At 39.6% G+C, this 21,961-nt stretch carries 25 protein-coding genes; 22 read left to right on the forward strand and 3 right to left on the reverse strand.

Annotated features, from left to right (window positions below):
- Positions 1 to 34: 34 nt before the first annotated feature.
- Complete coding sequence (gene mbcS / locus IQ283_RS06360) at positions 35 to 1,618, forward strand: acyl-CoA synthetase MbcS (protein ID WP_194219634.1); 1,584 nt, start codon at positions 35 to 37, stop codon at positions 1,616 to 1,618.
- Between the two features lie 49 nt (positions 1,619 to 1,667).
- Here the strand turns inward: mbcS and IQ283_RS06365 are convergent, their stop codons facing one another.
- Positions 1,668 to 2,738: an undecaprenyldiphospho-muramoylpentapeptide beta-N-acetylglucosaminyltransferase gene (locus IQ283_RS06365; RefSeq protein WP_194219264.1), complete on the reverse strand. Its 1,071-nt coding sequence runs from the start codon at positions 2,736 to 2,738 to the stop codon at positions 1,668 to 1,670.
- A gap of 171 nt (positions 2,739 to 2,909) precedes the next feature.
- Here IQ283_RS06365 and IQ283_RS06370 point away from each other — a divergent pair, with 171 nt between their 5' ends.
- Positions 2,910 to 4,517, forward strand: a complete 1,608-nt coding sequence (locus tag IQ283_RS06370; protein WP_194219265.1) for an amidohydrolase — start codon at positions 2,910 to 2,912, stop codon at positions 4,515 to 4,517.
- A gap of 170 nt (positions 4,518 to 4,687) precedes the next feature.
- Here IQ283_RS06370 and IQ283_RS06375 read toward each other — a convergent pair whose 3' ends face one another.
- Positions 4,688 to 5,485 (reverse strand): NAD kinase, encoded by a 798-nt coding sequence (locus IQ283_RS06375; protein ID WP_194219266.1) that lies wholly within the window; start codon positions 5,483 to 5,485, stop codon positions 4,688 to 4,690.
- Between the two features lie 284 nt (positions 5,486 to 5,769).
- Here IQ283_RS06375 and sppA point away from each other — a divergent pair, with 284 nt between their 5' ends.
- From sppA to IQ283_RS06425, 10 genes are all read left to right on the forward strand, one after another.
- Positions 5,770 to 6,765, forward strand: a complete 996-nt coding sequence (sppA, locus tag IQ283_RS06380; protein WP_194219267.1) for a signal peptide peptidase SppA — start codon at positions 5,770 to 5,772, stop codon at positions 6,763 to 6,765.
- Between the two features lie 13 nt (positions 6,766 to 6,778).
- A complete protein-coding gene (locus IQ283_RS06385) occupies positions 6,779 to 7,252 on the forward strand; it encodes an RDD family protein (RefSeq protein ID WP_194219268.1) in 474 nt (157 codons plus the stop codon).
- A 107-nt stretch (positions 7,253 to 7,359) separates the two neighbouring features.
- Positions 7,360 to 7,959, forward strand: a complete 600-nt coding sequence (locus IQ283_RS06390) for a DUF2953 domain-containing protein (RefSeq protein WP_194219269.1) — start codon at positions 7,360 to 7,362, stop codon at positions 7,957 to 7,959.
- Between the two features lie 31 nt (positions 7,960 to 7,990).
- Entirely contained in the window at positions 7,991 to 8,524 is a 534-nt protein-coding gene (gene ytfJ, locus IQ283_RS06395) for a GerW family sporulation protein (protein WP_194219270.1), read from the forward strand.
- A gap of 220 nt (positions 8,525 to 8,744) precedes the next feature.
- Positions 8,745 to 9,242, forward strand: coding sequence for a thiol peroxidase (tpx, locus tag IQ283_RS06400; RefSeq protein WP_194219271.1), 498 nt, complete (start codon positions 8,745 to 8,747; stop codon positions 9,240 to 9,242).
- A gap of 224 nt (positions 9,243 to 9,466) precedes the next feature.
- The gene (locus tag IQ283_RS06405) at positions 9,467 to 10,459 is read left to right on the forward strand and encodes a class I SAM-dependent methyltransferase (RefSeq protein ID WP_194219272.1); all 993 of its coding nucleotides are present in this window, start codon (positions 9,467 to 9,469) and stop codon (positions 10,457 to 10,459) included.
- Between the two features lie 175 nt (positions 10,460 to 10,634).
- A complete protein-coding gene (locus tag IQ283_RS06410; RefSeq protein ID WP_194219273.1) occupies positions 10,635 to 11,822 on the forward strand; it encodes an acetate kinase in 1,188 nt (395 codons plus the stop codon).
- A gap of 127 nt (positions 11,823 to 11,949) precedes the next feature.
- Positions 11,950 to 12,798 (forward strand): EcsC family protein, encoded by an 849-nt coding sequence (locus IQ283_RS06415; protein ID WP_194219274.1) that lies wholly within the window; start codon positions 11,950 to 11,952, stop codon positions 12,796 to 12,798.
- Entirely contained in the window at positions 12,795 to 13,298 is a 504-nt protein-coding gene (locus IQ283_RS06420) for a MogA/MoaB family molybdenum cofactor biosynthesis protein (RefSeq protein WP_194219275.1), read from the forward strand. Before IQ283_RS06415 ends, IQ283_RS06420 begins: the two co-directional genes overlap by 4 nt.
- 135 nt (positions 13,299 to 13,433) lie before the next feature.
- Entirely contained in the window at positions 13,434 to 13,592 is a 159-nt protein-coding gene (locus tag IQ283_RS06425; protein ID WP_194219276.1) for a hypothetical protein, read from the forward strand.
- Between the two features lie 84 nt (positions 13,593 to 13,676).
- Here IQ283_RS06425 and IQ283_RS06430 read toward each other — a convergent pair whose 3' ends face one another.
- Positions 13,677 to 15,002, reverse strand: coding sequence for a purine-cytosine permease family protein (locus IQ283_RS06430; protein ID WP_194219277.1), 1,326 nt, complete (start codon positions 15,000 to 15,002; stop codon positions 13,677 to 13,679).
- A gap of 127 nt (positions 15,003 to 15,129) precedes the next feature.
- On the opposite strand from IQ283_RS06430, the gene IQ283_RS06435 reads away from it, so the two are divergent.
- The 10 genes from IQ283_RS06435 to IQ283_RS06480 all read left to right on the forward strand — a co-directional run bounded on the left by IQ283_RS06435 (position 15,130) and on the right by IQ283_RS06480 (position 21,945).
- A complete protein-coding gene (locus tag IQ283_RS06435) occupies positions 15,130 to 15,504 on the forward strand; it encodes a hypothetical protein (protein WP_194219278.1) in 375 nt (124 codons plus the stop codon).
- Positions 15,505 to 15,560: 56 nt separating this feature from the next.
- Complete coding sequence (locus IQ283_RS06440; protein WP_194219279.1) at positions 15,561 to 15,932, forward strand: fluoride efflux transporter FluC; 372 nt, start codon at positions 15,561 to 15,563, stop codon at positions 15,930 to 15,932.
- Positions 15,932 to 16,270: a fluoride efflux transporter FluC gene (locus IQ283_RS06445; protein WP_194219280.1), complete on the forward strand. Its 339-nt coding sequence runs from the start codon at positions 15,932 to 15,934 to the stop codon at positions 16,268 to 16,270. Before IQ283_RS06440 ends, IQ283_RS06445 begins: the two co-directional genes overlap by 1 nt.
- Before the next feature lie 135 nt (positions 16,271 to 16,405).
- Positions 16,406 to 17,524: an alanine dehydrogenase gene (gene ald, locus IQ283_RS06450; protein ID WP_194219281.1), complete on the forward strand. Its 1,119-nt coding sequence runs from the start codon at positions 16,406 to 16,408 to the stop codon at positions 17,522 to 17,524.
- A gap of 132 nt (positions 17,525 to 17,656) precedes the next feature.
- The gene (locus IQ283_RS06455) at positions 17,657 to 18,124 is read left to right on the forward strand and encodes a DUF3939 domain-containing protein (RefSeq protein ID WP_194219282.1); all 468 of its coding nucleotides are present in this window, start codon (positions 17,657 to 17,659) and stop codon (positions 18,122 to 18,124) included.
- 53 nt (positions 18,125 to 18,177) lie between these two features.
- Positions 18,178 to 18,684, forward strand: coding sequence for a DUF4178 domain-containing protein (locus IQ283_RS06460; protein ID WP_194219283.1), 507 nt, complete (start codon positions 18,178 to 18,180; stop codon positions 18,682 to 18,684).
- Between the two features lie 14 nt (positions 18,685 to 18,698).
- Entirely contained in the window at positions 18,699 to 19,370 is a 672-nt protein-coding gene (locus IQ283_RS06465) for a PspA/IM30 family protein (protein WP_194219284.1), read from the forward strand.
- A gap of 26 nt (positions 19,371 to 19,396) precedes the next feature.
- A complete protein-coding gene (locus tag IQ283_RS06470) occupies positions 19,397 to 19,957 on the forward strand; it encodes a DUF4247 domain-containing protein (protein ID WP_194219285.1) in 561 nt (186 codons plus the stop codon).
- Between the two features lie 18 nt (positions 19,958 to 19,975).
- Positions 19,976 to 20,371 (forward strand): DUF350 domain-containing protein, encoded by a 396-nt coding sequence (locus IQ283_RS06475; protein ID WP_194219286.1) that lies wholly within the window; start codon positions 19,976 to 19,978, stop codon positions 20,369 to 20,371.
- 29 nt (positions 20,372 to 20,400) lie between these two features.
- A complete protein-coding gene (locus IQ283_RS06480; protein WP_194219287.1) occupies positions 20,401 to 21,945 on the forward strand; it encodes a polyamine aminopropyltransferase in 1,545 nt (514 codons plus the stop codon).
- The last annotated feature ends 16 nt before the right edge of the window (positions 21,946 to 21,961 follow it).

Here is a 21,961-nt window from a genome sequence, read left to right on the forward strand (position 1 = left end):
TATGTATAATGTAATTATTGCAGAATAAAGGGGGATAAGAATGCAGGACTTAATTGCACCTGAACATTACAATCTAACAAGCGAGATGGAGCGCTTTACTTCTAAAGAAGATAAAGTGGCCCTAAAATGGCGAAGTGATCAAGGCGAAGTTCAAGAAATTACATATAAACATTTATTTGAAAAGGCGAATCGCATCGCTGGCGCGTTAACTGCCCAGGGATTAACAAGTCAAGATCGTGTTTTGATCATGATGCCGAGGTTAATTGATACATATGCCGTATACATTGCCTGTTTGAAAGCGGGTCTTGTCGTAATTCCTTCTTCAGAAATGTTGAGAAAAAAAGATTTGATCTATCGAATTAATCATGCTGAAGCAAAAGCAGTTATCTGTGAAGCAGAACTTATTGAATCATTTGAAGGTGTAGAAGACGAAGCGCCTTCTTTAGAACATAGATTCATTGTAGGCAATCGTGCTAATGGATGGATATCTTTACTGGATGAAGCTAAAAATGAAAGCGCTTCTTTCGTTGGTGTGGCCACATCAAGAGAAGACATGGCATTCCTTTCCTATACGTCTGGAACAACGGGAAATCCTAAAGGCGTTGTTCATAGTCATGGTTGGGCATATGCTCATTTAAGAACTTCTTCAGCCTCATGGCTCGATATTCATGAGGGAGATAACGTTTGGGCAACTGCAGGACCAGGGTGGCAAAAATGGATTTGGAGCCCTTTTGTTGCCACATTATGTAGTGGCGCAACTGGTTTTGTTTATAGTGGTAAATTTGATCCAGAAGCGTACCTTGTTTTTCTTTCAGAATATGATATTAATGTTTTATGTTGTACACCAACAGAGTATCGCTTAATGGCAAAGGTAGATGATTTAACTAGGTACAAATTGCCTGCTCTCAGAAGCGCCGTTTCAGCTGGTGAGCCGCTTAATCGTGAAGTAATTGATACGTTTAGAAAATATTTTCAGGTTGATGTCAGAGACGGCTATGGTCAAACTGAGAATACATTACTTGTTGGCATTCTAAAAGGCATGGAAGTAAAGCCAGGTTCAATGGGGAAACCAACACCTGGTAATCAAGTGGATATTATTAATGAAGATGGTCAACCTGTCCAATTTGGAGAAGTGGGGGACATTGCCGTCCATAAGGATGTACCTGCTCTTTTCAAACGGTACTATAAGGATCAGGAGCGTACGCAAATGGCCTACAGAGGTGACTATTACTTAACGGGGGATAAAGCTTCCAAAGATGAGGATGGTTACTTTTGGTTTGAAGGTAGAGGTGATGATATTATCATTAGCTCCGGATATACAATTGGACCATTTGAAGTAGAGGATGCTCTTGTGAAACACCCGGCTGTACAGGAGTGTGCGGTCGTCGCAAGTCCTGATGAAGTTCGCGGTAATATAGTAAAAGCGTATATTGTACTGAAAGATCCCAATCAAGCGGGAGATGCTTTAGTTCGTACACTACAAGATCATGTGAAAGAGCTAACTGCGCCTTATAAATATCCAAGAAAAGTTGAATTTATTGAAGAACTTCCGAAAACAACTTCAGGTAAAATTAGAAGAATCGAACTTCGTCAAAAAGAAACTCTTGGGGCGTCTTAGAATAGAGGATACAGTAAAAAATAAGAAGAAGACCTTTGAGGTCTTCTTCTTATTTTTTTGCTTTATTTTTAATTAAAGCTTCAATCTTATTTGCCTGATCTCCTGCATTATCCTGTTCCATTGCTTTTATATATGTCGAGCGGTTCTCAAATGTTTCACGTACGGATTTTAAGAAAGAAGCGTCTGATAAATCTTCCTCCAATAGAACATTCGCATAGCCTGATTTCTGGAACGATTGGGCGTTCAAAATTTGGTCCCCTCTACTTGCAGCTCTTGATAATGGGATGAGCAACATTGGTTTTTTCAATGCAAGGAACTCAAAAATAGAATTTGAACCAGCTCTTGAGACAATTAAATCAGCCATGGCTAATAAGTGAGGAAGTTCATCTGTTACATACTCGAATTGCTTATACCCCTGCATTTGCAAATTTCCATCCACTTGCCCTTTACCGGTAAGGTGGAGAATATCATATGTTTGTAAAAGCTCATCTAACTGATTGCGAACAGCTTCATTGATTCGTTTTGCACCAAGACTTCCGCCCATAATTAACATAACAGGCTTTGTCCCAGTGAATCCGGCAAAAGAAAGGCCAGTGGAGCGTTTGCCACTTTTCAGTTCATCACGAACAACTGCGCCGATATATTCCGCTTTGCTTTCAGGTAAATGGTTTACCGTTTCAGGGAAAGTTGTACATACCTTTGAGGCGAAAGGGATGGCTACTTTGTTAGCGAGTCCCGGTGTTAAATCAGATTCATGAATAATGACAGGAACTCCATTCATCTTTCCGGCGATTACGACAGGTACAGATACAAATCCACCTTTAGAGAAAATGACAGAAGGCTTTTCACGTTTAATAATGGAAAAAGCCTCTCCTACGCCTTTAATTACTTTAAAAGGATCTTTGAAGTTATTCCAGTCAAAATATCTTCTTAGCTTTCCGGTAGCAACATGATGATAAGTAACCCCTTTGACAGGTTCAATTAACTGACGTTCAATGCCGTTCTCAGAACCGATATAATGGATATCCCAGTCGTCTTTTAAGAAACGAGGAATTAGTGCTAAATTAACTGTAACGTGCCCTGCAGAGCCGCCACCTGTAAATAAGATTTTCTTTTTCAACGAGATTTCCTCACCTTCAACAATTGTCTTGCATATACTCTTTGTTATTCTTATTGTATCATGATTGAAAAATCAACCAAGAGTTTGATGAAAAACCAGAAGATTCACAGTTTATATGAGGAATGATACAATTAGCTCACAATTTACATTTACATAAAGGAGAGAACATCAGTGGGAACGCTTTGGTTTGGTGGTAAGATCTATACGCTTGAACATGAAAATGAAACGGTAGAAGCCGTCTATACAGAAAATGGCCGTATCAAAAAGGTCGGGTCTAAATCAGAACTAACCTCTATGTTCGAGAAGGAAATGACAGAAAAGCATGATTTAAAAGGAAATGTCATGATTCCTGGTTTTGTGGATAGTCATCTCCACATGATTGGACATGGAGAAAAACTTCTGCGTCTCGATTTATCTGAGGCTACTTCAGCGGAAGAGATGAAAAGACATCTGATTAACAAAGTGAATGATACAGCCTCATTTGACTGGGTGATTGGGGAAGGTTGGAATGAAAACAACTTTCAGGACCGCAAAATCTTCCACCGTGATGAATTAGATGATATTGCTCCAAATAATCCAATGATGTTAACAAGAGTGTGTAGACATGCCATACTTGCGAATTCGATAGCCCTTGATCTTGCAGGTATAACGGATGATACACCAGATCCTGAAGGTGGCGTAATCATGAGAGATAATGAAGGCAGAGCAACTGGTTATTTATTGGATCGTGCCCAGGAACTAGTGAAGGATGCTATGCCTGAAGTAAGTACTGAATACCTTGAAAAAGCTCTGTCTTGCTCAGTCGATGACCTTGTAGCGAAAGGCGTTACGGGTGGTCATAGTGAAGATCTAAATTACTATGGTGGTTTTAAACGTACTTATGAGACTTTTGTAAATGTTATCAACGGACAACGTAAATTTAGAGCTAATTTATTAGTCCATCATGAAGTAATCGAGCAGATGCGCAAGCAAGGATTAGGTTTCGGTGATGGAACAAATTATGTGGAGCTAGGTGCGATGAAGATTTTTGCTGATGGCGCACTTGGTGGACGTACTGCTTTATTGAGCGATCCATACAATGATTCTCCTGATACGTCAGGAGTTGCGATTCATAGCATTGAAGGACTTGCCGAACTTGTGAAGAAAGCAAGGGTTCATGGTATGCCTGTTGCTATTCATGTGATTGGTGATCTGGCACTCGAGTATGCAATTGAAGCGATTGAACAGTATCCTGCTCCATATGGGCTTAGAGATCGCCTTATCCATACGCAGGTCATGCGTGATGATTTGTTGAAACGATTAAAAGAACTTTCAGTTATTCTTGATATTCAGCCAAGATTTGTCGCTTCGGATTTTCCATGGGTAATGGAGCGTCTCGGCGAAGCAAGAATGACATGGTCATTTGCGTGGAAAACGCTGCTTGATAGCGGCGTCCCAATTGCAGGTGGATCAGATGCACCGATTGAACCTGTGAATCCATTATTAGGTATTCATGCAGCAGTTACGCGAAAGCGTCCTGAGGAAACACATAGTGGATATTATCCTGAACAGAAATTATCTGTGTTTGAGAGCGTCTCACTTTTTACTAAAGGAAGTGCGTTTGCAATTGGAAGAGAACATGAAAGAGGTTTGATTAAAGAGAACTTTGAAGCGGATTTCACTGTATTAAATCGCGATATTTTTAATTGTGATCCAGACCTTATTCTTGAAACAGAGGCTGTTATGACAGTGATTGATGAAACAATTGTTTATCAAAAAGAGCGTGGTTCTCTCTTATAGAAAAATTCTTTACTAATAAAAATCTATGTGAGCTTATATTGTTGATAACTCGGTTTTTTAGCTTAAAGCGATTGGTTATCACCGATCGTAAATGAGCCGAAGTTCAACGATGTTCGTTAACATAGTCAATAAAAAAGAAGCGCCGCACATTTTTGCGGCGCTTCTTTCGTTTAGAGGAAACTTCTTTGAACTTTATGCCAGAAAGAATTGTTTTTAAGCTTAACCGTTTTAATGCGTTTTTCTGGGATATGAATTTGAATTTCCTGAGCATGCTGAATACTCATTGCTTCGTTGTCAATACCAATAACAGGATAATCATTACCATCCTGAATAACTTGAAGAGAAAGCGTTCTCTCATCACTCAATATAAAAGGAGAGCCAAGCGTTCGGTAATGATTATTGTTTAGTGAAGCGAGTTCACTTACTTGCATACAAGCAAGCTTAGGATCTACCACAGCACCGTTTACGGACTTGTTATACGCCGTGCTTCCTGTTGGTGTAGAAACAATGAGACCATCTCCACGAAATGTTTCAAAGTGAAAATCTTCCACATAAACTTCCATGGCAAGTGTCTTAATAATTGACGAACGAATGGTGCACTCGTTCAAGCAATAGAAGGATGATTCATTGTTCACTTTTACTTCAATCGTCGGGTAACGGCGAACTTCAATGCCTTCTGATAAAATGTCTCCCACCATATTTTGGATGTTATCGATGTGGAAATCACAATAAAATCCGAGCTCACCAGTAGAAATTCCTACATAAAGGCAATCTTCTCTGAAACCTGTTTTTCTAACGGCTTGAAGGAAAGCGCCATCTCCTCCAATACTTGCAATAATGCTTGCCTCTTCAGGGGTTTCTACGATATGAAAATCGTTTTTTTCTGCTAGTGCCTTTAAGGGTTCTACTTTCTCCTGAATTTCTTTTGACTGCTTATAGAAAAAAAACAAATTCCGTCGATTTGGCATGTGAATTCCTCCCTGTCTATCTGTTTGTCTTCTTTACTTTATCATTATCCCTTTTTAGAAAAAAGAAAAAATTATGATTTCGTTCGATTATTCAAGGCTATGAACGATTGCGGAAAGAAGAGTAAAGTGTACTTTCTATGGTTCCCTATCTCGTCACACTAAATTTGTTCAAACACTTCTAAGGAGTGCGATTCCTTATTTTGTATGGTATTCTCAAAAATATGAAACCAATAAGTTGGCTTCATCGTACATAAGATAGCATCAGGATATAGAGGAGGCTTACTATGAATGGAAAACGATGGATCGCCCTCGGCATTACCGTTGTTTTGATTATCGTATCAATCGGGTTTAATTTTGTTTCTAGTCTGGCATTTGGAGGATGGCAAGAAGAAATGAGCGCAACGGACCAATTTGCAGAGACGGTTATTGAAGAAGGTAGTAGTTCGAATAAGATTGCGGTTTTGAATGTGGAAGGAGTTATTCAAGACACTGGCGCAAACACTAGTTTTCTTCCACAGTCTGGATACAATCATGCTGTGTTTATGAAACGTTTGGAGCATGCTGGGGAAGACAACAGTGTTAAAGGCATCATTTTAAGACTTAATACGCCAGGCGGCGGGGTAGTAGAAAGTGAAGAGATTCATGATAAGCTCTTAGAGATTAAAGAGAAAACGGATAAACCCATTTATGTATCAATGGGAAGCATGACGGCTTCTGCGGGTTATTATATTTCAGCTCCAGCTGATAAAATCGTTGCGAGTCCTTCCACGATTACAGGTTCCATCGGTGTTATTATGCAGTCGATGAACTATGCAGAACTAGCTGAGAAGGTAGGAGTGAAGTGGGAGACAATTAAGAGCGGTCCACATAAAGATATTATGTCTCCTAGTCGTGAAATGACTGATGAAGAACGGGACATTCTCCAATCAATGATTGATAATTCATATGATGAATTCGTTCGGGTAGTTAGTGAAGGTAGAGGAATGGATGAAAGTAAAGTGAGGGAGCTTGCTGACGGAAGAATTTATGATGGAAGGCAAGCGAAGGAAGTTAACCTTGTTGATGACCTGGGAAATCTTGAAGATACAATTGCCGGTATGAAAGAAGACGTGGGGGATCGTAAGTTACAAGTGGTTCAATATAAGCAAAACTTAGGATTAAACTCTCTCTTTGAAATGACGGCGGCTAAGCTCATGGGACCTGATAAAGATCTCTTAGGCATCCAGCAGTTATTATCCACTCCACAATCCCCTGAGTTAATGTATTTATATTCTGAATAAGGAGGCAGGTAGAATGGATGAAACAATGAGTACGACTGCCTCTCCCGCATCGTTAGAGAAAGAAGTGAAGCACGAACGTTTTGCTGGCTTCTGGATGCGCTTTTGGGCATATTTAGTTGATATTATTGTTGTAGCAAGTTTGAATGGAATTCTGATTACTCCTATGATCAGAGGGTTTGATCTTCCTGCAAATGAACCTGCCTATCTGCCGTTACAGGCGATATTAACAGGTATCGTGTATTACGCTTATTTTATACTGATGACTAAGTTCTTATCTCAAACGCTAGGGAAAATGCTTTTTGGTTTAAGGGTAACCTCTGTTAAAAGTACGACTTTAACATGGGGAACGGTTATTTTTAGAGAAGGTATTGGACGATTTATTAGTAAGACAATCTTATTTGTTGGTTTCCTTGTCGTTGCTTTTACGAAAAAGAAACAAGGAATCCATGATTTGTTCGCTGATACAATTGTTGTGCACGAAGAATAGGAAGATACTGAATGAATAAACCTGTCCATATTGGGCAGGTTTATTTTATACTCTATTTTCATGAATACTGTCTCAAAATAGAAAGGTATATGGGAGGAGGCTATTCATTGATTATTATTATTGTTGCTATATTTGGCTTATTAGTGATCGCCTCCTTACCCCTTATTGTTTTTTCGACAGTAAGAGTAACGTTCACAATAGAACACTCTTCTTCAGTTGAAGAAATTCAAATAGCGGTGAAAGCCCTCTTCGGATTAGTTATTTATGAGACAACCATACCACTTGAAACGTTATTAGAAGGTGGGGAAGAGGCTGTCAAAGCAAGCAAAGAAGAAGAGGGGCTAAAAGGTGATCTCAAAGAGGTCATCCAGTTACTGAAAAAAACGCTTGGGGCTAAAACATCTGTTTTGTTTTTTCTTAGGAAGACGCGATTTCGAACGATTCAATGGGAAACAAATTTTGGAATGGGAAACGCGGCAAGTACTGCAGTAGTAGCTGAACTGATTATGAATACAAAAGTCGCTATCTTCACACTTCTATCACATTACTCTAATCTTCATTCAGTCCCTCAACTCATCGTAACACCAATTTATGAAGTGAAAACGATTCAAACTTATATACGATGCATGATTACATTTAAACTGGGGCATGCTATGATCGCGGCAATTAAATTAATGAAGTCTCAAAAGAATGTGCAGGAGGCTTAGCGGTTTAGTAAGTGAAGGAGGAAAACACAAAATGCCTGAACATCCAATTGAAGGACTTATGCAGACTGCAATGGAAAATCTGAAAGACATGATTGATGTAAACACGATTATAGGTGATCCTGTCGAAACCCCTGATGGAAGCGTCATTCTAACGGTGTCAAAGGTTGGATTTGGATTTGCTGCTGGTGGTAGTGAATTTATGCTAAAGCAACAGTCCAATCAGCGTGATCAGCAAGGGCAAAGCAAAGGCGATCCTTTTGGTGGAGGTAGTGGTGGTGGTGTTTCCATAACGCCAATTGCGTTTTTAATTGTAAGTGCTGGCGATATAAAGATGATACACCTTGATAACACCACACATCTTTATGAGAGATTGCTCGATCTTGCCCCACAGGCAATTGAAAAAGTACAAAGCATTCTTCAGAATATGAATCATGAGACTAAGGGGAGAAGAGGAAACGATCACCAAAGCGATTCACAATCTTCGCGACATACATCCCAAGGAAAACACCTCTTCCGTGGTCATAAGAGACAGCAGGATGACGATAAGCAGGATTTGGATTTTTAAGCTACTTTTAATTAAAGTAGCTTTTTTAAATGGTCTTTAGATTCGATTCTTCTGCCATTGTGGGTTATTCTAGAAAACTAAGTCGCATTAATCGAACATAAATACCTCTGATTCATAAAAACTGAGTTAGAAAGCCTTAGCTGATTTCTTGAAATCAGAAGCGATGGCATATATGATGAAAACAGTCGTACATACGACCAATTATGAAGGAGGTATGAACATGGCTAATATTACATTTAAAGAAACGCCGATGACACTTTTAGGGGAAGAAGTAAAAGCAGGGGACAAAGCGCCTGATTTTACTGTTCTTGCTAATGATCTATCTGAAAAAACGCTTGATGATTATGCAGGTATTCGTCTCATTAGTGTCGTACCATCACTAGATACAGGCGTTTGTGATGCTCAAACACGTAAATTTAACGAAGAAGCTGCTAAGCTTGATAACGTGAAAGTGTTAACAATTAGCGCTGACCTCCCATTTGCACAGAAGCGCTGGTGCGGTGCTGCTGGAATTGAAGATGCTATTACTTTATCTGATCATCGCGATCTTTCATTTGGTAAAGCTTTTGGCGTAGCGATGGAAGAGCTTCGTTTATTAGCAAGAGCTGTTTTCGTAGTAAACAGTAAGGACGAAGTTGTATACACAGAATATGTTAGTGAAGCAACAAATCACCCAGATTATGACGCTGCACTTAATGCCGCTAAGCAAGCTGAATAATGTAAACAAACATGGCAAGGACTTCGATGATATGATCGGAGTCCTTTTTTAAAGGAATTGTTTTGTGATCTATAATTCATAGACGTTAGTGTAAAAAACTCTCGATTAGCCATAAACTTTTGCAAAGTATAAATAGTCTCTCTCGTAACAGATGATCTTCCGATGTTGCGAAAGAACTCAAGACTGTTTACAATAGAGACGGCGAACTGATAGGAGGCCAATCAATGACCGAACTAACTGTAGAAAATTTATATAACGTGCTTGATGAATCGACGCTAGTTATTCAAAATAAATTGGAAATGTCGTATCTTGAAGCTCTCGTTGAGACAGGTTTGAACATATTCGAAAATAAAGTATTACAAGAGGAACTAGATACGGATACAGTTGTCCGTCTTAAAGCTCTTTATGATTCATGTGATCTTGATGGTGCTAAGAAAGAAACAGTGCGTAAAGGGATCCAGCTTGCACTTCTGAAAGGGATGAAGAAAGGAATTCAGCCTCATCATGCCATGACTCCAGATAGTGTTGCGCATTTAATCGGTTATCTTGTGAAAAAATATAAAGATGTATTAAATATAGAGGAAATGAAAATTCTTGATCCTGCAGTAGGAACAGGAAATTTACTCACTTCTGTTTTAAACCAATTAGAAGGTGAGAAAGTTGAAGCATTCGGGGCGGAACCAGATGATCTTTTATTACATTTAGGTTTTGTTAATGCGAATTTGCAAAAACACCAGGTAGAATTTCTTCACCAGGATAGCGTAAAGCCACTTTATATTCCCCAGGTTAATACGATCGTAACTGATTTACCTGTTGGTTACTATCCTCATGAGGAAGCAGCTACAAAATACGAATTAAAAGCAGAAGAAGGGATGTCTTACGTTCACCATCTTCTTATCGAACAAAGCTTAAATATGACGGAAGAGTCTGGTATGCTCTTCTTTATGATTCCAAACTTTCTCTTTGGAGATGATGGAGCAAAGCAAGTAAGGAGTTTACTAAACGATCGCTCTGTTATCCACGGCATTATTCAATTGCCTACAAGTTTATTTGCGAATGAGTCGCAAGCTAAAAGTATTCTTGTTACTCAGAAAAAAGGAGAACATACGTTAAAGCCTAAACAAGTCATGATGGCGAAACTTCCATCTTTCTCCAATCGTGAAGCGATGTTGAACATGATGCAGCAGATTAACGGTTGGTTTTCACAGCTTTCTTGAAGGTTATGAAACGTTTACAAATCTGAATTGACGGAATACTTGAATGTAAGCGGTTTTCTTCTTGAATAAAGTGATGGTGGGTGTTTAAATAATAAGAGTGCTAAAGATAGAAGGGTCTTACCCTTCTATTTTCGTGTCGTATTCTAATTTTATTGAATTAAAGGAGCTGTCACATATGGCGAAAATAATCGCAATCAACGCCGGTAGTTCTTCGTTGAAGTTTCAACTATTAAATATGCCGGAAGAAACTGTTATCACTAAAGGACTCGTGGAGAGAATCGGCCTTGATGACGCCATTTTTACAATAGAAGTGAACGGTGAAAAGAAAGAAGAAATCACAGATATCCCTGATCACGCAGTAGCAGTTAAAATGCTTCTAGACAAGCTGATTAGCTTTTCAATCATTTCTTCTTACGATGAAATTGAAGGTGTTGGACACCGTGTTGTTCACGGTGGGGAGAAATTTAATGATTCTGCATTGATTAATGAAGATGTGCTTGCTGGAATAGAAAAAGTATCAGAGCTTGCACCATTGCATAATCCAGCAAACCTTGTAGGGATTCGCGCTTTCCGTGAAATTTTGCCAGAGGTTCCATCTGTAGCCGTATTTGATACAGCTTTCCATCAGTCAATGCCTGAACAATCATTCTTATATAGTTTGCCATACGAATATTATGAAGACTATGGTGTTCGTAAGTACGGTTTCCATGGTACTTCCCATCAGTATGTTTCAGAGAGAGCGGCAGAAATGCTTGGTCGCCCGCTTGATCAATTGCGTCTTCTTTCTTGCCACCTTGGTAACGGTGCGAGTATTGCAGCTATTCAAGGCGGAAAGTCAATTGATACATCAATGGGCTTCACTCCACTAGCTGGTGTAACAATGGGAACTCGTTCAGGTAACATTGACCCTGCTTTGATTCCATTTATTATGGACAAGACTGGTCAAACAGCAGAAGAAGTTATGAATACATTGAATAAGAAAAGTGGTCTTCTTGGAGTGTCTGGTTTCTCAAGTGATCTTCGCGATATCACTAGTAAAGCAGAAGCTGGAAATGAACGTGCTGAATTAGCACTAGAAGTCTTTACTTCTCGTATTCATAAATACATTGGGTCTTATGCTGCGCGCATGTCAGGACTAGACGCTATTATTTTCACAGCAGGTATCGGTGAAAATAGTGACGCAGTTCGTGCACGTGTACTTCGTGGCCTTGAATTTATGGGCGTATATTGGGATCCAGCTCTAAATAAGGTGAAGGGGAAAGAAGCTTTCATTAACTACCCTCACTCACCTGTCAAAGTAATGATTATTCCTACTAATGAGGAAGTAGTCATTGCGCGTGATACAGTTAGGCTTTCAAAATAAACTTTAGAGGAACAGCGTATCTTAACAGATGCGCTGTTCTTTTTTTTACTCCTTATTCCACCTTTGTTGGAAGTTTTTGATTGGAAAAGCTACAATATAAGAAAGAGTTGTAAGGGAGTGAATTCGAATGGTGTGGACAGATAGAGAACAAAAAAGAATGAACGCCATAATTCAATGGGAGGAAGAGCACTTTACGCATCATGCAACGGACGTAGAGCGCACTTTCCAGAAATGGTATGACTATCAGCTTAATCAGCTAGAGTCACCAACGAAAAACCGTTTGTATGCTGTAATTGATTCAGCTCTTTTTCATATGCATTCGCTTATACAAAACTCACAATCGCAAGTGGATGCCAGTCATCGATTGTTAACGGATGCAAGGTTATTTGATCCTAGAATTGAACAAATTCAGGATATGAAAACCCTCTCAATTGATCACCTTGTTTACATAGCAGATCAACAAATTGCCCGTCAGCGAATGGTATCATTGGCTCAAGGAGGACTTGCTGGAACGGGCAGTTTTCTACTGCTCGGTCTTGATATACCTGCTGTACTTGCTATTAACTTGCGTACCGTTCAGCTAATAGCGATGACATATGGCTATCCAGTAAACTATCCTTCCGAAATGATGATCGCTCTTAAAGTATTTCACATGGCAACATTACCGAAAGTGCTACAAGAACAAGCCTGGAAAGCGTTAGAGGAAGAGATAAAGCATGAGCAAACGCATCCTTATTTTTATGAAGGACCTGAAGAAATTGCAGACGGAAATTGGCTACAAGGGCCAATGAAGCAAATTATAAAGGGAACTGTTCTTATGATGTTAAGGAAAAAAGTAATTCAAGGAATACCGCTTCTTGGAATTGCCATTGGAGCGGGAGTGAACTATAGATTTGCGCGAACGGTAAGTGAAACCGCACATAAATTTTATCAGAAACGGTTCTTGAATGAGCTTGAAAAGGGGGACGTAGGATGAGTTCAGAAGATCACAAAAAAGATGCGCCATCGATTCGAGCTCTCATTATAACAGTGAGTGATACAAGGACAGTTGAAACGGATAAAAGTGGAGATGTCATTTATTCCTTACTTGAAGATAACAGTCATATGGTTGGGCAAAGAAAAATTGTAAAAGATGAACAAGAAGAGATCCGCCATGCGATTCAAAAAGGTATAGATGATAAAGGCGTTGATGTTGTGCTTTTAAATGGTGGAACTGGAATATCCAAAAGAGATGTTACGTATGAAGTTGTTGAAGCTATACTCGAAAAGGAGCTTGCGGGATTTGGAGAACTATTCCGCATGATTAGCTATACAGATGATATTGGTACTCCAGCGATGCTTAGTAGAGCCATTGGTGGTGTGACAGGTGAAACGGCAATATTTGCTATGCCTGGGTCTTCAGGAGCAGTCAAATTAGCAATGTCGCGATTACTGCTACCGGAGTTGCCGCATATTGTCCGTGAGCTCCATAAATAAAGAATCTCTTGTAACGAAATTTATGTGACCATCCATTCCGATTTCAGATTCCAATCATCCTATTTCTAGAAGCATTTTTCATCCTTGCTTTGGAAACAATATAAGCGCAAGTCCGAAATGATAGGAGGATGTCTTATGGCTGATAAGAAAAAGGAACTGATTTACGATGAGAATGGCGAAATGGCCGTGCATCAGCAGTTGAGTGAATCATATCAGAGTGGTGTCATTGATCAAGAAGAAAATAAAAAAACAAAAGAATTACCACGGAAAGCTGACAGGAAAAGTTATTATTAAAAAGCAAAAAGTTCATGCTGAGCGCATGAACTTTTTTATTTATGATCGTTTTGGATTGCTGATTCGAATGGAACTTCACCATGATTAACGAACTGGGAAGTAACGAAAAGCGAGATAACATCCACCAGTTAGGAAAAATGAGAGAAAACCTGGTGAATAGGATGCAGGAAGAATAATGTAAAAGATAAGACCAATTAAAATGGCGACAAACCCAGGTCGATTCAAGAGATTGGCCTTCTCAGATAATTCCTGGAGCATTGCTGAAGTAAATCTTCCTTTTTTCACAATAATAAAATCAGTCACGATTACAGCTGATAACGGGATAACGAAGGCTCCAAGAAGTGAAATGAATGACTCGGCCTGGTTAACAAAAGTAGGGAATCCACTTAATATAACAGCGGCACAACCTAGTAATACCGCACTTTTTACTCGACCAAGAGAAGGGAATGTATTAAGCAGACTATATCCTCCTGTATAAGCATTGCTAATGTTAATCATAATCATCGAGCAAAGGGCTGAAGCAAAAATGAGTATCAATAGGAGTGGTGACTGTGTTTGTTGACTCGTGATTAAAAATGGGTTCCACGTGCTAGCTACTGAAGCGGTGTAGGCCCCGAGTAGTGCTGTTAATGTGAAACCAATCGTATTTCCTGAGAAGATTCCCCAGAATGCATGCTGAGTGGATTTTGCGTACCTTGCCATGTCTGAAGAACTACTAACACCTGATACATACTGCACAAAAGCGAGGCTGGCAAAGAAAAAGAAAGAGCCTAGTTCAGGACCGTGTTTAACTGATAGAACGGTTGAGTAACTGCTCCCGTTAATAGGAGTCTGAGAATACACAAAAAACATGGCAACTGCTCCGGCAAATAGAAGAGGGAGAAAGTACCTTGTGGCTTTTTTGACGGCATTGAATCCTATTAATGCAAGTAAAGCCATTACTGAAGCGAGAAATAGAGATGTTGGTAGAAAAAGAAGGTCGATTGAAAAAGCACGTTTCATCAGCTCTACAACCATATAAGTACCTCCAATGGTTTGGACAGCAAACCAATAGAGCGACGTGATGGTTCTTACGGGAGAGGCGAAGTATTGAGCTCCTTTCAGACCAACAAAAGCTCTTACTGCATACTGTGAAGGGATACCTCGACGTGCCCCTGGAAAAGAAAGGTAAGACACGAAAAGAAATGCAAGACTTGCTCCAAATACAGTGGCGAGAACTGCCCATACAAAACTAAGGCCGCCTTCGAGGACGGCGAGAGCTGGGACGAGAAAGTTACCGGCATTGACAGAAACGGTCATTTGAATCATGGCATACTCATACCATCTTGTTGTGCGTAATTTTTCTGGGACTGATTCAAGCCCATAACGCTCAATTTGAATAGTGGAAGAGGTTTTGCTTAGACTGCTCATATGATCTCCTTTAAAGTTACGGACTTATCTTTATTTTAGTTCGCAAAAAAGAATGAAGCAATCCTGATTGCTCGGTTAGGAATAATATTTGCTGTTTACACTCAGCATAAGGGTGAGGTGATTAATAATGAAAAAGTTTGTCGTCATAACCTTTGCTATTTACTTGTGTCTTTTTACAATTCGAGCAGAGGCTTCTACATTAGAAAACAGCTTCTCGTTTAAATGTATGGTAGTAACAAATGGAGTTGAACATGAATGGGAATTTTCCAGTCCGAACGAATTTGAGGTAGAGAATGGAACGGTCGTTGAGAAAGGTGATCGTGCAAAAGACGAAGTAGAGGCGTTATTTCAGCATTTGGAAGTAACTGAAATCGCGCGCGTAGAGGAATTAGTAAAGAAAATGGACACCTTTGGTTATAAAAATGCAGAGCGATTTGAGTTGAAATGGATGGATGCAAGTGGAAGATTATATACTTGGGTCTGGAACCAAAACGATCGGTAGACTTTGAATAGCGGTTTCGTTAAGATGAGGAAAGACGTGAAAGGAGCCGCATTCAAGTGAAGAATAGTTTTGCAGTCGTTTTAGGTGGTGCAATTGGTGCTACACTACGAGCGGTGGTGGGAACCATATTGAATGGCAGTCCCTTATCGACTTTTATAGTAAATATAGTAGGTTCCATTATCCTTGGTTTTTTCTATCAATACAATCAGTCAAACAATCGCTTTTCAGATCCAGCGAAAAAAATGATTGCCACTGGCATGATAGGATCATTTACGACTTTTTCAACCTACTCCCTTGATCTTTTGGTCTACATAAAAGATGGTCAGTTTATTAAGATGGGCCTTTATGGGGGCGGCACTATTGTAAGTGGAATTCTAAGTGTCTACCTTGGAGTCTTATTAGCTAAAAGAACGAGGAAGGTGACGTAATGGAGTGGTTAATGATTGCGATCGGTGGAGGTGTAGGGGCATGGCTTCGATATATAACGGCATTAATGGTTAATCGATGGAACACTTCTCAATTCCCGCTAGCCACTCTACTTGTTAACCTCATAGGGAGTTTCATACTAGGGATGGCTTTCGGAGCAGGCGATTGGGGGACTGGGATATCGACTGGATTTCTCGGAGCACTAACGACTTTTTCCACCTTTATGTACGAGGCTTTTGAACTAGGCTCAATAAAGCTTTGGCTTTCTGTCACATATATATCAATTAGCTTAATTGGCGGGTTGTTAATGGTGGCAGTGGGGTATATGATAATGGTGTAAAAATATTCCGATAACTAATACGATCTATTTATGAAATAGATTAACCCCTTAAGTCATTCCCTCATTTAATGGTATTAAATGTTATACAATAGAGGTAACAGTATATGGCTGGTTAGAGATAAAGGAGGAGTATCAATGCATATTGGAGTGCCTGTTGAGGTTAAAAACAATGAGAACCGTGTAGCAATGACCCCTGCTGGAGTACTGACCTTAACGCGGTTAGGTCATGAAGTTTATATCGAAAAAGGAGCGGGCGTTGGATCTGGTTTTGGGGATGATCAGTACCTTGAAGCTGGAGCTCATCTAGTAGAGACGGCCGCTGAAGCGTGGTCGAAGGAAATGGTCATGAAAGTAAAGGAACCACTTCGAGAGGAGTATGTCTACTTTCGTGAGGGTTTGATTTTATTTACATATCTTCATCTTGCTGCAGAATCAGAATTAACCAGGGCTCTTGTAGAAAAAAAAGTTATCGGAATTGCCTATGAAACCGTTCAGTTACCAAATGGCTCGCTACCTCTTTTGACCCCCATGAGTGAAGTTGCTGGTCGGATGGCGGCTCAAATAGGGGCTCAATTTCTTGAGAAACCTAAAGGAGGACTCGGTATTCTCCTGGGCGGGGTCCCTGGGGTTAAAAGAGGTAAAGTAACAGTTATTGGTGGAGGAGTCGTCGGAACGAACGCAGCGAAAATTGCGATGGGGCTTGGTGCCGATGTGACAATTATGGATTTAAGTCCAGAACGAATGCGTCAGCTTGATGACATTTTTGGTACTGAGATTAATACGATGATGTCCAATCCACTTAATATAACAGAAGCCGTGAAAGAATCAGATTTAGTGATTGGTGCAGTGCTTATTCCAGGGGCAAAAGCACCGAAGCTTGTAACAGAAGAGATGATCAAAGAAATGAAGGCGGGCTCTGTTATTGTTGATGTAGCAATTGATCAGGGAGGTATTTTCGAAACAACCGATCGTATCACAACTCATGACAACCCGACATACACAAAGTATGATGTTGTTCATTATGCGGTAGCGAATATGCCTGGAGCTGTTCCGCGTACATCAACCATTGCCTTAACGAATGTGACTGTACCTTATGCCGCTCAGCTTGCGAATAAAGGTTATAAAAAAGCCTGTCTTGAAAATGAACCTTTGCTAAAAGGAATTAATACGATGGACGGATTTGTAACGTACGAAGCAGTAGCTGAAGCCCATCAGCTCACATATGAAAATGCTCGCTCACTCCTTGAAAAATAGAAGTAGAAATAAAGCAGCTAACCGTTAGCTGCTTTATTTTTTTATCGTATTAAAAAGCTTAGAAATTTTCATCAGCGTTGAAGGGTTTTTATATAGTTATACGAATCATAAGAGAGGGAGGTGAATCATCAAATGGCTTTTTGGAATAAAAAAAGCATCAAAAACAAACCGCAACATTCAATCGGGATAATAGATGCAAGCCTTCATGAGATACGACAGGCTGTTGGAGCATTTGCTGAAAAGAAAAGAGATGGGATCTCGTTGAAAGTATTGGTAAAAGAAAATAATAAACTTGATTCTTCTCTCCTTGCTCCCCATCTTGGAGGCATTCCTTCTAAATCATTTTATATGTCAAAAGAGACATTCGAACTCTTCGAAGAGGAAAACCGTCACATTCCTTTTTGGATTGATGCAGTGCAAAGAGCGGTAGATGCATACATTCGTTCTGAAAAAGCACCTCCAATTATTGAAGGAGACCCGTATAAAAAAATTAGTTTTTTTAAGCTAGAGAGAAAAGCTCTTTTAACAGAACGACCGCCACTGGATTTCTATTTTACAGAACAGGAAAGTATGGTTTCACATAGAAGGCGGGAAAAATAACGGGAACATTTTTCTCGATCATTCGTATGAAAGAGAGGATGGGGGGGCGCGGTATGAGTTTTTTATCAAAGTTTTTTGGAAAGAAAGAAGAGAAGAAGGTAGAAGAAAGAACGGTTTTTACGATTCAGGTAGGAGATATCATCACATATGATCTTGAGGATTATGAGGTTGTGGGGACGCTAACATATCATAATAAAGGTTACAAATGGCAAGCATACCAGTTAATCTCAGGATCATCTTCGATCTGGCTTAGTGTTGAAATGGATGATGAACTAGAGCTAGGCATTTATCGAAATGTAAAAGAAAAAATCTCGAAACCAATTCCTGAAGAAATAAGCATTGATTCCGTTACTTATTATAAAGAGGAACATGGTTACGCGAAGGTGACGGGCAATGGACGAGGAAGTAATCTAGATGGACAGGAAGTCGAATATTATGATTTTTCCAATGAAGATGAATCAAGTTATTTATCCATTGAAGTCTGGGGTTCCGAAGTAGAAGTGAGTAAAGGTTACGCGATTGAAGATTATGAAATCAAAATTCTTGCTGGAAGCAAATGAGAGGATGAAAGCGAATGTTTAAAATGTTTAAAAGAGTAAAAACGATTATGTCTTCTGAATTAAACGCTGCACTTGATAAAGCGGAGGATCCCGTAAAAATGCTAGAGCAATTTATGAGGGATATGGAAGCGGATATAAGAGAAGCAGAAACCGCTGTTGCAAAACAAATCTCTAATGAAAAGATGTTAAAGAAAAAATGGGACGATGCTAATTCTATGGTGACTAAGCGTCAGGGGCAAGCTGAGAAAGCTCTCCAATCTGATAACGATGATCTTGCAAGAAGAGCGCTTCAGGATAAGAAAGACCATGAAGCCAAAGCGGAAACATTAAAGGTATCGTACGAAAGAGCAAAAGCTGACGCCGATTCTCTTCGCTCAAAACTAGATGAAATGAAAGAAGAATATCGTCAAATGCAGCTGAAGAAAGATAGTTTGAAAGCTCGAGCTGAGTCAGCTAAAACAAAAACAAAAATAAATCGCGCCATGTCTGATATTGGTGGTGATGATTCTAAACGAGGATTTGAGCGTATGGAAGAAAAGGTTCTTCAATATGAGGCAGAAGCAGAAACAAGTGAAGATATGCGTTCCAAAAATCGTTCGCTTGATGATGAGTTTGAGGCCCTCGATAAAAATAATGGAATCGATGATGAATTAGCTGAGCTAAAGAAAAAAATGGGGAAAGAATAACCTTTCCCCTTAAATGGGGTGGAAGAATGAAATGGCTAATAGGATTGCTGACAGCATTCATTCTGCTCTTATCGGCATGTGGGATTACGAAGGATATTCTCGAAATTGTTGAAGACCGCTATCAGCTTGAAGATGTTGTAGCGAGTAGCGTGGATTCAAACGATACCTCAAAGGTCTATCTTGCTGAGGAAGATATTTCTTCTGTTGCCACCTATCTTAAGGAACAAATAAAGCCGAATGAAGTCAGTGAATTAAAAGAAGGTAAGCAAATTCTTGTTTATGATGACTATATCGTTACATTAGAAGAAAGTGATGAGCCATCAAACACACTAGTTGAAGTTGCGACAGTTGGCTTTGTGAGAGATAATTACCAGCCGGATTTCTTTGATGGGTTGCTAGCTTACTACATTCTTGATGAAATACTTGATGTAGACGACTGGGGCAAAAAGCAGAAGAACCGCTGTCAGAGCGCTAGCGGAAATTGTTATGGCGGTTATGGATCTACTGGAGGTTCATATAAAGGACCGGCCACGATTCCATCATTCCGAGGATCTAATCGTGGGGGCGGACCTGGAACAGGAAAATAAACAAAGGAGGATCATGACATGGGGCCATTTCTATTAACATTTTTTTATTTTATAGCGGCGATTGTCGTTGTTGTTGTTGGATTGATTGTGTTTGAATTGATCACGACGAAATATAAGGACTGGGAACAGATTGAGAACGGGAACACGGCCGTTGCACTTTCAATAGGTGGTAAGATAATCGGGATTTGTTTAATACTAGCATTCTCTATTTACCATAGTTCGGATGTTCTCGAAACAATTATCTGGGGAGCGTATGGTGTAGTGCTTCAACTAGTTGCCTATTATATTTTCGATTTTCTTACTAGACGATTTTCAGTTGAACAGAAGCTTAGTGAAGGTGTCGTATCTGTAGGCATTCTATCGATGTGTGTTTCAATAGGACTAGGCTTAGTAGTAGGAGCATCAATTACGTAAAAAGAAATGATCAGCTGAAGGTGGATTTCATGAGCAAGACGTTAAGTAAAAGCAGTCAATTGTACTGGGCTTCAGGAATTGTATCCATTTGCGGTATTATTTTTGAAGTGCTGTTCGGCGCACTGGGTTCTTACATACTCGGAGACGGGGTTAAGCAATACACGTTAACTATTTCGCTCTTTCTAACAGGTATGGGTATTGGCGCATCATTGAGTGAAAAGGTAGTTAAAAACCTGATTACGAGATTCATTGCAATTGAGCTTCTTATTGGCTTAATTGGAGGGTTTTCAAGTTTTGCTGTGTTTGGAATTACAGCTTTTGCGGGAGAAGAAGCAACAGCCATTGTACTCTATTCCATTATTCTCATTGTTGGTGGACTAACTGGCCTTGAATTACCCATTCTTATTCGGAAAGCGAATGAGATTGGCGTTGAAATGAACAAAAGCACGGCCAGGGTGCTCTTCTCTGACTATGCTGGGGGACTTGTAGGAGGAATGTTATTTGCTTTTTACCTTCGTCCGGAATTCGGTCTAGTAAAATCAGCCTTCCTTGTAGCCATTGTAAATATTCTCGTTGCATTTTGGATGATTTATTCATTTAGAAAAGAGATCGTCTATCAAGGAATCTATGTTGGAATAGCCTTTCTTTTGTTTGTACTAATGATTGGTGGGACTTTATTTGGAGAGGAGATGGCGTTCTCGTTTGAGCAGCGCCTATACAAAGACCCCATCATTTACTCTGAGGAAACATCCTATCAGAAAATCACCTTAACGAAGGAGCAGGGAGATCTAAGACTTTATTTAGATGGACAGCTTCAGTTTAGCTCAAGTGATGAACATAGGTACCATGAAACACTTGTGCATATTCCTATGGCTGCTGTTAAAGAAGCGGAGGATGTTCTTATACTTGGCGGTGGAGATGGACTTGCGGTTAGAGAGCTACTTAAATATGACGATCTGAAATCCATTACGGTAGTGGATCTAGATCCGGAAATGGTAAAACTAGCGAAGAATCATCATTTATTAACGGAATTAAATGAGCATTCACTTGAAGATAAACGTGTCGATATTCATAATGAAGATGCATTTCAATACATTGAAAAACAGAAAAAAATGTTTGATGTCATCATATCTGATCTCCCAGATCCAAATAATGAGTCTTTGAATAAGCTTTACACGTGGGAGTTCTACTCTTTATTGCGCAATCATTTAGATGTAGATGGGGCGCTAATGGTGCAGGCGACTAGTCCCTTATTTGCGAGGGAAGCTTATTGGACGATTGATCGAACGATTTCAGAAACTGGACTACGAACGTCAAATTATCACGTTGAAATTCCAAGTTTCGGGAACTGGGGTTTTGTTATGGCAACAAGGAATCCTGTAGCTCAAGAGGACTTGGATATTTCAGTTCAAACCGATTATCTTTCAGACGAGATGATTCCATCTCTTACTGTATTTGGTAAAGATGAGGACAGTCACATGCTGAAGGATGGCAAAAAAATCAGCCTTGAACCTAATACTCTAATTCGCCCTCATTTAATTGAAAAATATGAGAATGCCTGGTTGTATTATTAGTTTAGAACGTTTATCA

It is taken from the genome of Pseudalkalibacillus hwajinpoensis (genome assembly GCF_015234585.1).
Classification (GTDB): domain Bacteria; phylum Bacillota; class Bacilli; order Bacillales; family Guptibacillaceae; genus Guptibacillus; species Guptibacillus hwajinpoensis_B.